This is a genomic window from Microbacterium sp. NPDC055665 (assembly GCF_053618035.1).
This window is the reverse complement of sequence record NZ_JBSHGY010000015.1, coordinates 14,519-26,416: the sequence shown is the minus strand read 5'-3', so window position 1 is coordinate 26,416 and position 11,898 is coordinate 14,519. Positions and strand designations below refer to the sequence as shown.

Annotated in this window: 16 protein-coding genes and 1 pseudogene; 9 read left to right on the top strand and 8 right to left on the bottom strand. The window is 68.5% G+C overall.

Going from position 1 to position 11,898, the window contains the following annotated elements; genetic code table 11:
- The gene (locus tag ACWGO6_RS18430) at window positions 1-282 is read left to right on the top strand and encodes a hypothetical protein (RefSeq protein ID WP_136042058.1); all 282 of its coding nucleotides are present in this window, start codon (window positions 1-3) and stop codon (window positions 280-282) included.
- Between the two features lie 76 nt (window positions 283-358).
- Here ACWGO6_RS18430 and ACWGO6_RS18425 read toward each other — a convergent pair whose 3' ends face one another.
- The 3 genes from ACWGO6_RS18425 to glgA form a co-directional block, all read right to left on the bottom strand.
- Entirely contained in the window at window positions 359-616 is a 258-nt protein-coding gene (locus tag ACWGO6_RS18425; RefSeq protein WP_028501712.1) for a type B 50S ribosomal protein L31, read from the bottom strand.
- 91 nt (window positions 617-707) lie between these two features.
- Entirely contained in the window at window positions 708-1,493 is a 786-nt protein-coding gene (locus ACWGO6_RS18420) for an ABC transporter ATP-binding protein (RefSeq protein WP_452327580.1), read from the bottom strand.
- Between the two features lie 17 nt (window positions 1,494-1,510).
- Complete coding sequence (gene glgA / locus ACWGO6_RS18415; RefSeq protein WP_136042056.1) at window positions 1,511-2,695, bottom strand: glycogen synthase; 1,185 nt, start codon at window positions 2,693-2,695, stop codon at window positions 1,511-1,513.
- A 46-nt stretch (window positions 2,696-2,741) separates the two neighbouring features.
- On the opposite strand from glgA, the gene glgC reads away from it, so the two are divergent.
- The 4 genes and pseudogenes from glgC to ACWGO6_RS18395 all read left to right on the top strand — a co-directional run bounded on the left by glgC (window position 2,742) and on the right by ACWGO6_RS18395 (window position 5,408).
- On the top strand, window positions 2,742-3,983 hold the full coding sequence (gene glgC / locus ACWGO6_RS18410) for a glucose-1-phosphate adenylyltransferase (RefSeq protein ID WP_136042055.1): 1,242 nt from the start codon (window positions 2,742-2,744) through the stop codon (window positions 3,981-3,983).
- Window positions 3,984-4,032: 49 nt separating this feature from the next.
- Window positions 4,033-4,668: a phosphoserine phosphatase SerB gene (gene serB / locus ACWGO6_RS18405; RefSeq protein ID WP_136042054.1), complete on the top strand. Its 636-nt coding sequence runs from the start codon at window positions 4,033-4,035 to the stop codon at window positions 4,666-4,668.
- A 45-nt stretch (window positions 4,669-4,713) separates the two neighbouring features.
- Window positions 4,714-5,010: pseudogene (locus ACWGO6_RS18400) on the top strand (alpha/beta fold hydrolase); the annotation flags it as partial.
- Between the two features lie 92 nt (window positions 5,011-5,102).
- Window positions 5,103-5,408, top strand: coding sequence for an alpha/beta fold hydrolase (locus ACWGO6_RS18395; protein WP_452327586.1), 306 nt, complete (start codon window positions 5,103-5,105; stop codon window positions 5,406-5,408).
- Window positions 5,409-5,423: 15 nt separating this feature from the next.
- Here the strand turns inward: ACWGO6_RS18395 and ACWGO6_RS18390 are convergent, their stop codons facing one another.
- Window positions 5,424-6,134: a beta-ketoacyl-ACP reductase gene (locus ACWGO6_RS18390; protein ID WP_029261772.1), complete on the bottom strand. Its 711-nt coding sequence runs from the start codon at window positions 6,132-6,134 to the stop codon at window positions 5,424-5,426.
- A 164-nt stretch (window positions 6,135-6,298) separates the two neighbouring features.
- Between ACWGO6_RS18390 and ACWGO6_RS18385 the strand changes: the two genes are divergently transcribed.
- From ACWGO6_RS18385 to ACWGO6_RS18370, 4 genes are read left to right on the top strand one after another with little or no spacing between them, the layout of a single operon-like run.
- A complete protein-coding gene (locus ACWGO6_RS18385; RefSeq protein WP_452327579.1) occupies window positions 6,299-6,976 on the top strand; it encodes a DUF4190 domain-containing protein in 678 nt (225 codons plus the stop codon).
- 51 nt (window positions 6,977-7,027) lie between these two features.
- Window positions 7,028-7,375 (top strand): DUF3099 domain-containing protein, encoded by a 348-nt coding sequence (locus tag ACWGO6_RS18380; protein ID WP_136042051.1) that lies wholly within the window; start codon window positions 7,028-7,030, stop codon window positions 7,373-7,375.
- Complete coding sequence (locus ACWGO6_RS18375) at window positions 7,372-7,566, top strand: hypothetical protein (RefSeq protein ID WP_136042050.1); 195 nt, start codon at window positions 7,372-7,374, stop codon at window positions 7,564-7,566. The genes ACWGO6_RS18380 and ACWGO6_RS18375 overlap by 4 nt, the downstream gene beginning before the upstream one ends.
- Window positions 7,563-8,375, top strand: a complete 813-nt coding sequence (locus tag ACWGO6_RS18370; RefSeq protein ID WP_452327578.1) for an SURF1 family cytochrome oxidase biogenesis protein — start codon at window positions 7,563-7,565, stop codon at window positions 8,373-8,375. Before ACWGO6_RS18375 ends, ACWGO6_RS18370 begins: the two co-directional genes overlap by 4 nt.
- Before the next feature lie 15 nt (window positions 8,376-8,390).
- Here ACWGO6_RS18370 and ACWGO6_RS18365 read toward each other — a convergent pair whose 3' ends face one another.
- Genes ACWGO6_RS18365 through abc-f form a run of 4 tightly spaced genes read right to left on the bottom strand, consistent with a single transcriptional unit; the run spans window position 8,391 to window position 11,796 of the window.
- Window positions 8,391-8,825 carry a cupin domain-containing protein gene (locus tag ACWGO6_RS18365; RefSeq protein ID WP_452327577.1) on the bottom strand — a complete coding sequence of 145 codons (435 nt, stop codon included), beginning with the start codon at window positions 8,823-8,825 and terminating at the stop codon, window positions 8,391-8,393.
- On the bottom strand, window positions 8,822-9,439 hold the full coding sequence (locus tag ACWGO6_RS18360) for a pyridoxamine 5'-phosphate oxidase family protein (RefSeq protein WP_452327576.1): 618 nt from the start codon (window positions 9,437-9,439) through the stop codon (window positions 8,822-8,824). Before ACWGO6_RS18360 ends, ACWGO6_RS18365 begins: the two co-directional genes overlap by 4 nt.
- 44 nt (window positions 9,440-9,483) lie before the next feature.
- Window positions 9,484-10,152 carry an HAD family hydrolase gene (locus tag ACWGO6_RS18355; RefSeq protein ID WP_452327575.1) on the bottom strand — a complete coding sequence of 223 codons (669 nt, stop codon included), beginning with the start codon at window positions 10,150-10,152 and terminating at the stop codon, window positions 9,484-9,486.
- A gap of 45 nt (window positions 10,153-10,197) precedes the next feature.
- Entirely contained in the window at window positions 10,198-11,796 is a 1,599-nt protein-coding gene (abc-f, locus tag ACWGO6_RS18350) for a ribosomal protection-like ABC-F family protein (protein WP_136042045.1), read from the bottom strand.
- Window positions 11,797-11,898: the final 102 nt, after the last annotated feature.

Sequence of the window (11,898 nt, the reverse complement as noted above, 5' to 3'; positions counted from 1 at the left end):
ATGAACGAGGTGTTCGGCTGGACCTATGTGGCGATCGTCCTCATCGCAGGGCCGGGTCTCGTCGCCTTCGGCATCGCGCACACGTTCTCCCGGAAGCCCGTAGAAGAGAAGTACGACGGCGCAGGCGGCGGGTTCGGCGGCTCCTTCGATGCGATCTGGATGCCGTCAGCATATGAGGCCGCGCTCGAGCGCGACCGGCAGACGCAGCGGACGGCGCCGGCGCCCTCGCCCGGCGACCCGCCGAGCCGCATCGACGCCGGTCGCATCGTCATCGACGTCTGAGACCGCCAGCCAAGCGCCAGACGAACGAAGAAGGCCCCACGCTCCGAGGAGCATGGGGCCTTCTTCGTGGCAGTCGTTACTTGGACGAGCCGCCGAAGCCCTTGAAGCGCTGGTTGAACTTCTCGACGCGGCCGGCCGAGTCCATGATGCGCTGCTTGCCCGTGTAGAACGGGTGCGACGCGGACGAGATCTCGACATCGATGACGGGGTACTCCACGCCGTCCAGCTCGATGGTCTTGTCGCCGGTCACGGTCGAACGGGTGAGGAACGTCTCGCCCGAGCCGAGGTCGCGGAACACGACAGCCTTGTACTCGGGGTGAATGTCAGTCTTCATGGGATTCCTTAGTTGCTGCCCTGGATTGTGCCAGGGACGAGGGAAGTCTGCGGTGCGGAGAGCACCAAGGATCGATTCTATCAGACCTGGATCAGGATGCTGCGCGGGCGGCGTAGCGGCCGTCTTCACTGCTGAGCACGATCGGCATGCCGAACGTGTCGGTGAGAGCTTCGGCCGTGAGCGTCTCGACGATCGGTCCGGCCGCGACGATCGCGCCGTCGCGAATCAGCATCACGTGCGTGAAGCCCACCGGGATCTCCTCGACGTGGTGGGTCACCATCAGCATCGCGGGCGTCGTCGGCGAGGACGCGTAGCCGCTGAGCAGCGCCAGCAGCTCTTCCCGCGACCCGAGATCGAGCGAGGCCGTCGGCTCGTCGAGCAGCAGGAGTTCCGGGTCGGTCATCACGGCGCGCGCGATCTGCACGCGCTTCTGCTCGCCGTCGCTGAGCGTGCCGAACGTGCGGTCCGCGAGGTGGTCGAGGCGCCAGTCCGCGAGGACGCGGAGCGCACGGCGCTCGTCGATGTCCTCATAGTTCTCGTTCCAGCGACCGAGCACCGAGTACGCCGCGGTGAGCACGGTGTTGAGCACCGTCTCGTCACGGGGGACGCGCTTGGCCATGGCGGACGACGCGAAGCCGATGCGCGGACGCACCTCGAACACGTCGGTACGACCCAGGGTCTCCCCCAGCACGGTGACGGTGCCGGAGGTCGGGTGCATGAGTGTGTCGGCCAGCTGCAGGAGGGTGGTCTTGCCCGCCCCGTTCGGTCCAAGGATCACCCATCGCTGATCGTCGTCGACCTCCCAGGTCACGTGATCGATGATGTTGCGTCCTTCACGGCGCACGACGACGTCGGTGAATTCCAGAGCGCTCGGCATGGTTCCAGCCTATCGGCTCAGGCGGTGAGCTCCGCGTAGAGCGCGCGCGTCGTCTCCGCGATGGCAGACCAGCTGAAGTCGTCCCGTGCGCGCTCGCGTCCGGCTTCGCCGTAGGCCCGTGCCCGCTCAGGATCCATGGCCACCTCGGTGAGCACGGCAGCCAGATCCGCCACGTAGCGCTCCGGATCCACCGGCGTACCGGTGCCGTCCTGCAGCTGTTCGATCGGCACGAGCCGACCCGTGACACCGTCGGACACGACCTCGGGTATGCCCCCGGTCGCGGTGCCGACGACCGCAGCACCGCACGCCATCGCCTCGAGGTTCACGATGCCGAGCGGTTCGTAGACGGAGGGGCACACGAACGTGGTCGCGGCGGTGAGAATGGCCGACAGCTCATCGCGCGGCAGCATCCGCTCCACCCAGATGACGCCGTCACGCGTCTCCTGCAGCAGCCGCACTCCCTCCTGCACCTCGGCCATGATCTCCGGGGTGTCCGGGGCCCCGGCACACAGCACCAGCTGCACCTCGGGCGGAAGGAGTCGGGCGGCCTGCAGCAGATACGGCAGCCCCTTCTGCCGCGTGATCCGACCGACGAACACCACCGACGGTCGCGCGGGGTCCATCCCGATCGACTGGAGGAAGGCCGCGTCCTGCACCGGACGCCAGCGCTCGACGTCGATGCCGTTGTGGATCACGCGGACCTTCGCAGGATCGACCTGGGGGTAGCTGCGGAGGATGTCGGCGCGCATGCCGGCGCTCACCGCGATCACAGCGGCGGCGTTCTCGTACGCGAGGCGCTCGATGCCGCTGGAGATCGCGTACCCGCCGCCCAGCTGCTCGGCCTTCCACGGACGGAGCGGCTCCAGGCTGTGTGCCGTGAGCACATGCGGGATGCCGTGCAGCTGCGAGGCGAGGTGACCGGCGAAGTTGGCGTACCAGGTGTGACTGTGCACGAGGTCGGCGTCGGCGATGGCGGAAACGATCTCGAGATCCGTGCCCAGAGTCTGCAGCGCCGGGTTGGCTCCGGCGAGCTCCGCGGGCGTGCGATAGGCGAAGGTATCGGGCTCGTCGCGCGTCGCGCCGAACGCGCGCACCCGCACGTCGACGTGCTCTCGAAGCGCGGCGACGAGTTCCGCGACATGCACTCCGGCACCGCCGTAGACCTCGGGCGGGTACTCCTTCGTGATCATTTCGACTCGCATGTCTGAACGCTAGTACAGCGGCCGCGAACGCATCTATGGTGGAGCCATGTCCGCTCCAAAGAAGGTCTTCGGGATCATCCTCGCCGGCGGCGAGGGCAAGCGCCTCATGCCGCTCACGGCGGATCGCGCGAAACCCGCAGTGCCCTTCGGCGGACAGTACCGATTGATCGACTTCGCGATCTCCAACCTCATCAACTCCGGGCTCCGGCAGATCGTCGTGCTGACGCAGTACAAGTCGCACAGCCTCGACCGGCACATCTCGCAGACCTGGCGCATGTCGGCACTCCTCGATTCGTACGTGACCTCGGTCCCCGCGCAGCAGAGACTCGGCAAGCGATGGTTCTCCGGATCCGCCGACGCGATCCTGCAGAGCATGAACCTGATCAACGACGAGAAGCCCGACATCGTCGTGGTCATCGGCGCCGACCACGTGTACCGCATGGACTTCCGGCAGATGCTCGAGGCGCACATCGAATCCGGTGCGAAGGCGACGGTCGCCGGCATCCGTCAGCCCCTCGCGCTGGCTTCGCAGTTCGGGGTGATCGACGCCGACGCCGAATCCGGGCGCATCAAGCAGTTTCTGGAGAAGCCGACCGACATCGCCGGCCTCGAGGACTCCCCGCACGAGGTGCTCGCCTCGATGGGCAACTACATCTTCGACGCCGACGCGCTCATCGCCGCTGTCGAGGCCGACGGCGAGTCGCCGACATCCGGACACGACATGGGCGGTGACATCGTCCCGTACTTCGTCGACCGCGGCGAGGCCGGCTACTACGACATGAAGCAGAACGACGTCCCCGGGTCTTCGCCACGCGATCGCTCGTACTGGCGAGATGTGGGGACCATCGACTCGTTCTTCGACGCGCACCGCGACCTGATCTCGACTCTGCCCGTGTTCAATCTCTACAACATGGAGTGGCCGATCCACTCGCAGGCGGTCAATTCCCCGCCCGCGAAGTTCGTGCGCGACTCGGTCGGCCGCATCGGCAACGCGATCGACTCGATCGTCTCGCTCGGGTCGGTGCTGTCCGGCACCCACCTGGAGCGCAGCGTGGTCGGCCCCTGGACGCTCGCCGGCGGCGGTTCGACAATCACGGACTCCGTCGTCTTCGACCACGTCCACGTGGGGCAGGGTGCGCGCATCCACCGGGCGATCCTCGACAAGAACGTGGTGCTGGCCGACGGGGCCACGGTGGGCGTCGACCGCGAGCGGGACCTCGCACGGGGTTTCACCGTGACGGAGTCCGGCATCACGGTCGTCGGCAAGGGCGTCTTCATCGAGCGCTGACGGCGTCACGCGGCGCGTCGGACCGACCGGTGATCGATAGGCTCGACGGGTGACCGCCGCGCGCTTCCTCGTCGTCCTCGATGCCGATTCCACCCTGATCCGCAACGAGGTGATCGAGCTGCTCGCCGATGAGGCAGGTCGCCGAGCGGAGGTGCAGGCGGCCACCGAGGCGGCGATGCGCGGCGAGGTCGACTTCGCCGCGAGCCTCCGCTCCCGCGTCGCCGCCCTCCAGGGCGTACCGGTCGCCGCGTTCGAGCGGGTGCGTGCACGGATCGAACCGACGCCCGGAGTGCACGAGCTCACCGCGGCCGTCCACGACCGCGGCGGCGTCGTTGGAGTCGTATCCGGGGGCTTCCACGAGATCCTCGACGACGTCGCGCCGGGGCTGGGCGTCGACCGATGGCGCGCCAACCGTCTCGAGATCGCCGACGGGGAACTCACCGGTCGCGTCGACGGCGGCATCGTCGACGGGGCGGCCAAGGCCACTTCGCTCCAGGAATGGGCGGCGGAACTCGGCGTGCCCCCGCACGCGACGATCGCGATCGGCGACGGGGCGAACGACCTGCAGATGATGGCGGTCGCCGGACTCGGTCTGGCCTTCAACGCCAAGCCCGCCGTCCGCGAGGCCGCGAGTCTCGTCATCGGACCGCAGGACCTGTCCGAGGTCATCGCACTCCTGCCGTAGTCCGGGCCTCTGGTGGATGTCCGCCCCCGCCGCTAGCGTCGGCACATGGACATCATCCTCATCCCCGGACTCTGGCTCGACGCCTCGAGCTGGGACGACGTGATCCCCGCCCTCGAACGGGCGGGGCACCGCGTGCACGCTCTCACCATGCCGGGGCTCGGTGAGCCTGAGGCTGTCACCTCCGACATCGGCATCGCCGACTGGGTCGACGCCGCCGTCGCCGCGGTCGACGAGGTCGACGGCGATGTCGTGGTCGTCGGCCACAGCGGAGGCGGCAACGTCGCATGGGGTGTCGCCGATGCGCGCCCCGACCGCGTGAGCCGCGTCATCTCGTCGACACCGTCCCTCCCCCGCCCGGAAACGGGATCAGCGAGTTCCCGATCGTCGACGGGGTCGTTCCCTTTCCCGGCTGGGATTTCTTCGAGGACGAAGACGTGCACGACCTCGATGAGGCCACACGCGCGCGCACGGCGCCGCTCACATCCAGCGTCCCCGCACGAGTGCCCACCGACGGCGTCTCCCTCACCGACCCCGCGCGCTACCGCGTGCCGGTGACACTGCTCATGGGAGACCTCGACCAGGCGACCTTCGAGGGCATGATCGACCAATGGGGACCGTTCGCCGAGGAGTACCGCGCGATCGAAGACGCCGAGGTCGTCCGGATCGGCTCCGCTCACTGGCCGCAGTTCACCGTTCCCGACCGTCTCGCCGAACTGCTGATCGGGGCGATCACCCGCTGACGCCGCAGGGTGGGGTCAGTGCCCCATCCCGAGGCCGCCGTCCACGGGGATGACCGCACCGGAGATGTACCCGGCATCGTCGCCCGCGAGCCAGGTCACGACCCCCGCGACCTCGTCGGGGGTGGCGAACCGTCCGGCCGGGATGTTCGCCTTGTACTGCTTCTGCGTCTCTTCCGGGAGTTCCGCCGTCATGTCGGTCTCGATGAACCCCGGGGCGACGACGTTGGCTGTGATCCCCCGCGCGCCGAGCTCGCGGGTGATCGAACGTGCGAAGCCGACGAGCGCGCTCTTCGAAGCGGAGTAGTTGACCTGCCCCGCGGAACCGTACAGCCCGACGACGCTCGAGATCAGGATGATGCGGCCGAAACGTGCGCGGAGCATGCCCTTCGATGCCCGCTTGACGACCCGGAAGGTGCCCCCGAGGTTCGTTGCGACGACGCTGTCGAAATCGTCTTCGCTCATGCGCAGGAGCAGCGTGTCCTTGGTGATGCCGGCGTTCGCGACGACGATCTCGACCGGGCCGAGCTGCTGCTCCACCTCGGTGAACGCCGCGTCGAGAGCTGCGGCATCCGTCACGTCGGCACGGACGGTGAGAGTCCCCTCCGGGCCCTCGCCGCTGCGGGCCGTGACGGCGACGCGGTAGCCGTCGCGCACGAAGCGCTCCGCGATGGCGCGGCCGATGCCGCGATTGCCGCCGGTGACGAGGACGACGCGCTCAGCACTCATGGGGGGACACTCCTGATCTGGCCGGTCGGCCCGCGGTCCCGGGCCGTCATCGATCCTATCCACCATGCCGCCGCCGACTGCTCCGGGCGCCCGGGTCGGCCGCGTCGTGGCGTTTGACAGACGTGAACGCTGCTGGAACCCTGATCGAGACGAAAGGCTTCATCGTGAGCGACAACCGCATCCCCTCTCCCGGTGGCGAGCCGCCGTTGACACCGCCGCCCGCGCCCGCCGCGCTGGCGGCCACTCCGGCACTTCCCGCCGACCCGGTGCGGCCCGCCCCACAGCCGACGCAGAGCCACCCGGGAGCCGCGCCGACCTACGCACCTCCGGCATATCCGACATCCGGCGCCCCAGCGCCCTCGGCGCCCCAGCCGGGATACGCTCCCCCACCCGCACAGCCCGGATACGCCCCGGCCTCTTCGCAGCCCGGCTACGCTCCGCCCTCCGTACAGCCCGGCTACGGGGCGGCGCCCACTCAGCCCGGCTATGCTCCGCCGCCTGTGCAGCCCGGTTACGGCGCCTACCCTAGCCCGGCGTATCCCGCCGCCGCCTCTCGTCCCACCAGCCCGCTGGCGGTCGCCTCGCTCATCTGCGGCATCGCCGGGGTCGTCCTGATCTGGGCCATCATCCCGGTGCTGGCATCGATCGCCGCCGTCATCACGGGCCACATGGCTCTCGGGCAGATCAAGCGTCAGCCGGGGATCGGAGGACGAGGACTCGCCATCGCCGGGCTCATCCTCGGCTACGCGGTGGTCGCGATCGGCGCGTTCACGATCGTCAGCACCATCATCAGCTTCCTGTTCGTCGGGGCCTTCAGCCTGCCGTTCCTGTTCTCGAGCTGAGTCACCGAACGGCACGCCGGGAGGGCTGCACCGGCGTAGGCTTGAGGCATCGTGAAGAACGCGCGTCAAGTCCCGGCCGTCACCTCACTGCCGCAGTCTCCGCGGGATGAGGCTGATCATCGCGTGCGCCGTTATGCGTTGACGATGACCATCCGCATCGTGTGCTTCGGGCTCATGGTCCTCGTGCAGCCGTACGGCTGGTACACCTGGGTCTTCGGGATCGCGGCCGCCGTGCTGCCGTACATCGCCGTCGTCTTCGCGAACGCCGGAAGCGACAGCAACGAGACCACAGCCGAGTCCCCCCTGCGCGAGTTGGAGGCTCCGGAGCCCGCCCCGATCGAGTCCGAGCCATCCGCTCCTCAGGTGTTCACGATCCACGAAGGCCCGAAAGAGCGATGACAGACCTCGAGTGCTCGCGCGCCGGCTGCCGGAGCGCGGCGACCAGACAGGTGGTGTGGCGAAATCCTCGCATCCATGCCGCCGACCGCGAGAAGGTCTGGTTGGCCTGTGACGAGCACGTCGACTTCCTCCGCGACTACCTGGCCGCACGGGACTTCCCGGTGATCGTCCGCGACGGTGTTCCCGCATGAGCCGGCGTCTGACCCGCTGGGCGGTGTATGTGCTCATCGCGATCGGCTTCGCGATCGCGTGCGTGTTCCTCTCGAACTGGCAGTTCGAGCGGAACGAGACCCGGGCCGCGCAGATCGAACTCGTCGAGCAGAACTACGACGCGGATCCCGTTCCGCTGGCCGATGTCATCGGCGAGGACGGTGCACTCGATCCCTCCGACGAATGGCGCCCCGTCACGTTGCAGGGCGAGTACCTCGCCGACCAGCAGCTCCTGGTGCGCAACCGCCCGCACGGCGGGACGAGCGCCTTCGAGGTTCTGGTGCCGTTCCGCGACGCCGATGGACGCGTGTTCATCGTGGATCGCGGCTGGGTGGCGCCGGGCGAGGGTGCTGAGCCCGACTCGGTGCCGTCGCCGCCGCCGGGCGAGGCCGAGGTGACGGTGCGCCTGCGGCCCGGAGAACAGCTGCCCGCATCCGGTCGCGGCGCGCCGGAAGGACAGGTGCCGACCATCCATCTGCCCTCGATCGCCGCGCTGACCGACGGGGATGTGATCACCAGCGCCTACGGCCGCGTCGTGTCCGAGGAGCCGGCCGGATCCGGCGCGCTGGGTGGCTTCGACTCCCCCGCCGACGACCCGGGCCCCCACCTCTCCTACGCGATCCAGTGGATCCTGTTCGCGCTGATGGGGTTCATCTTCATCGGCTACATCATCCGTACCGAGATCGTGAAGCACCGCGAGGAGGTCGAAGGCGCGCCGGCCCCCGTGAAGGCTCCGCGGCGCAAGGACCACGACGCCGACGTCGAGGACGAGCTGCTCGACGTCCGCTGACCGACGGTTCCCGCGTCAATCCATCCAGGGCATCGGCCGCTCGGGCAATCGCGAGCTGTCGTCCGGCAGGCGGGGCAGCTCCTCGCCGCCCGCGCGGATGCACAGCCACCGCAGCTCGCCGATGCTGTCCGGCCGCGCACGCCAGGTGCGAGCGACTCCCTGCCCCACTCGGATCACCGTCCCCGGTCCCACCTCGACGACGTCGTCATCCAGCCCCATCTGGCCACGACCGTCGAGGAATACGTACACCTCTTCGATCTTCCGGTGCACGTGCCAGTAGCCGGCCTCTTCGCCGGGCTCGAGCGCATTCGCGGTCATGCCGATGTACTGCATGGTCAACTCATGGTCGACGACTCGGCGACCATCCCGCGACCGCGCCGCATCGAATCCGCCGTGGTGCGTGCGCCACTGATCGAGCGCTCCGATCTCGACCACCTGATAACCGCTCATGCGGGCTCCTTCACATTCTCTCGCCTGTCGGCCCCTCGCCCGGTCACCACGCAAGTCCACCCCGTCTCCGTGCGCTCGTAGACGATCCGCGTGTGATCGCGTTCGGGCGATCCCTGCCAGAACTCGACTCGTGCGGCAATGATCCGCCAGAGGACCCATTCCCCTGGTCTGACACCCTCACGGGCGGCCGCGGAGCGCGCGGCGAGGTCTGCTGCGCTCTCCGCGGCTGACCCCTCTTGGACCCGTCCGCGGACCCGCACCGCCCGCACGAGCGGCTGCCACCAGAAGTTCAACGCCGCCGCAGGTTGCGCGGCGATCTGCGCAGCCTTTCGAGACGACCGTGGTCCGGCGAAGGCCCATCCACGCTCATCGACGTCTTTGAGGATGAGTGTGCGCGCATCCGGCACGCCGTCGTCATCGACCGTCGCCAGGGTGGCGGCGTGCGGCTCGGGAACGCCTGCGCCGGCGGCCGTCCCGATCCAGTCGAGGAAGAGCAACACCGGATCGTCAGGAAGATCGGCGAGTACCAGTTGCGGAGCCGCGCCGGTGAGCGCGGGCTGAGCCCGGAGCCACCGGCTGAGCTCTGACGAAAGGAGATCCCGCTCTGTCGACATGCTCCCGACTATGCCACGGGACCAGCGGTCACGCGCCGGATCGTTCAGGCGAGTTCCCTCAGTGCGCGATGATCGGCGATCGGGGTCAGCAGGTAGAGCAGCTCGCCGAGCGTCGCGATCCGACGGGTGTCGCCGGACCAGTTCTGGTGTCCGCCGTCGAAGTGGACGAACTCCGTGCCGAGATCGTCGGCGATCTCCCGGTCGTGATTGGTGTCGCCGATGATGAGCACTTCGCTCGGCGGGAGGCCGGATGCCGTCAGCCACCGCGCGATGACGTCGTGCTTCGACGCTCGATACGGGTCGTCGATCGACAGGACGTCCTCGAAGGCATCGACCAGACCGTACGGGGCCATCTGCTGCGCCAACGCATCGGGAAGGGTCGCCGACGCGAGGACCTGGCGGATGCCGCGTTCGTGGAGCGCCGCGAGTGTGGCACGCGCTTCGGCGTGGAGCGGCGCCTCGCCGACGCGCGACGCCAGCAGGTCGAGGTAGGTCGTCGCGGCCGCTACGAACCTGTCGTCGCCGAGTCCGACGGAGCCGTAGAAGTCGCGGATCGGGAACCGGAACACCGATCGGTACGTGTGCTCATCGGTCAGAGGATCGAGACCGTGCTCCTCGAGCACGGCGTTCATCACCTGACGGCAGATCTCCGCGTCGTCGAGCAGTGTGCCGTTCCAGTCCCAGCACACGGCGCGGATGTGACCCATACTCATGCCGTCACGCTACAACGGGTCACCGACACGCGCCCGCGCCCCCTGCTAGGCGAGCTCGATGAGGTCCTGGTACTCCTGGCTCCAGATGTCTTCGACGCCGTCGGGCAGGATCAGCACGCGCTCGGGGTTGAGCGACTGCACCGCGCCAGGATCGTGGGAGACGAGGACGACAGCACCCTCGTAGTGCGCGAGGGCACCGAGGATCTCCTCGCGCGAGGCGGGGTCGAGGTTGTTGGTGGGCTCATCGAGCAGCAGCAGGTTCGCCGAGGAGACGACGAGCGTCGCGAGCGACAGACGCGTCTTCTCGCCACCGGACAGGACTCCCGCCGGCTTCAGCACGTCGTCGCCGGTGAACAGGAACGAGCCGAGCACCTTGCGCGCCTCGGTCTCGGTGATGTGGGGCGCGGCCGAGACCATGTTCTCCAGCACCGAGCGGGTCACGTCGAGGTTCTCGTGCTCCTGCGCGTAGTAGCCGACCTTGAGGCCGTGGCCCGGCTCGAGCTGCCCGGTGTCGGGCTTGTCGACGCCCGCGAGCATGCGCAGCAGAGTGGTCTTGCCGGCGCCGTTGAGGCCGAGCACGACGACCTTGGAGCCGCGGTCGATGGCGAGGTCGACATCGGTGAAGATCTCGAGCGAACCGTACGACTTCGACAGGCCGCTCGCCATCATCGGGGTCTTGCCGCAGGGCGCAGGCTTCGGGAAGCGCAGCTTCGCGACCCGGTCTTCCTGACGGACCTCGTCGAGTCCGGCGAGCAGCTTCTCGGCGCGCGCGATCATCTGGTGGGCCGCCGCGGCCTTGGAGGCCTTGGCGCCGAAGCGCGCGGCCTGCAACTGCAGGGTCGTCGCCTTCTTCTCGGCGTTGGCTCGCTCCTTCTTGCGGCGCTCCTCGTCGGCCACCCGCTGGCGCAGGTAGTTCTTCCAGTTCATGTTGTACGTGTCGATGATCTGGCGGTTCGCGTCCAGGTAGAACACGCGGTTCACGGTCTCGCCGACCAGCTCGACATCGTGGCTGATGACGATCAGTCCGCCCTTGTAGCCCTTGAGGAACTCCCGCAGCCACACGACGCTGTCCGCGTCGAGGTGGTTGGTGGGCTCGTCGAGGATCATCGTCTCGGCGTCGGAGAAGAGGATGCGGGCGAGCTCGATGCGGCGACGCTGACCGCCGGAGAGCGTCGACAGCGGCTGGTCGAGGATGCGGTCCGGGAGTGAGAGGTTGTTCGCGATGGAGGCTGCTTCGGCCTCTGCCGCATATCCCCCCTGAGCCTCGAACTGCTCGGTGAGGCGGGCGTAGCGCTTCATCGCCTTGTCGGCGACGGCGGGATCGTCCGAGCCCATCGCGAGTGCCGCCTCGGTCATCCCGAGGTTCAGCTGTCCCAGTCCACGGGCGTCGAGGATGCGCGTGCGCGCGAGGTCTTCAGGGTTGCCGGAGCGCGGGTCCTGCGGCAGGTAGCCGAGCTCGCCGGAGCGCGTCACGCTGCCGCCGGAGGGCAGGACATCACCGGCGAGCACCTTGGTGAGCGTGGTCTTCCCGGCCCCGTTGCGGCCGACGAGTCCGATCTTGTCTCCGTCGGCGACGCGGAACGAGACGTTCTCCATCAGCAGGCGCGCGCCAACGCGGATCTCGAGGTCGTGCACGGCAAGCACAGCGGACGTCCGTTCTTTCAAGGAGGGTGTTCGGCCGATCGGCCAGCCTCCCAGTATAAGCGCCGTGGCGGGGAGCTGCGGTCAGCAAGATCAGCCCGGAGA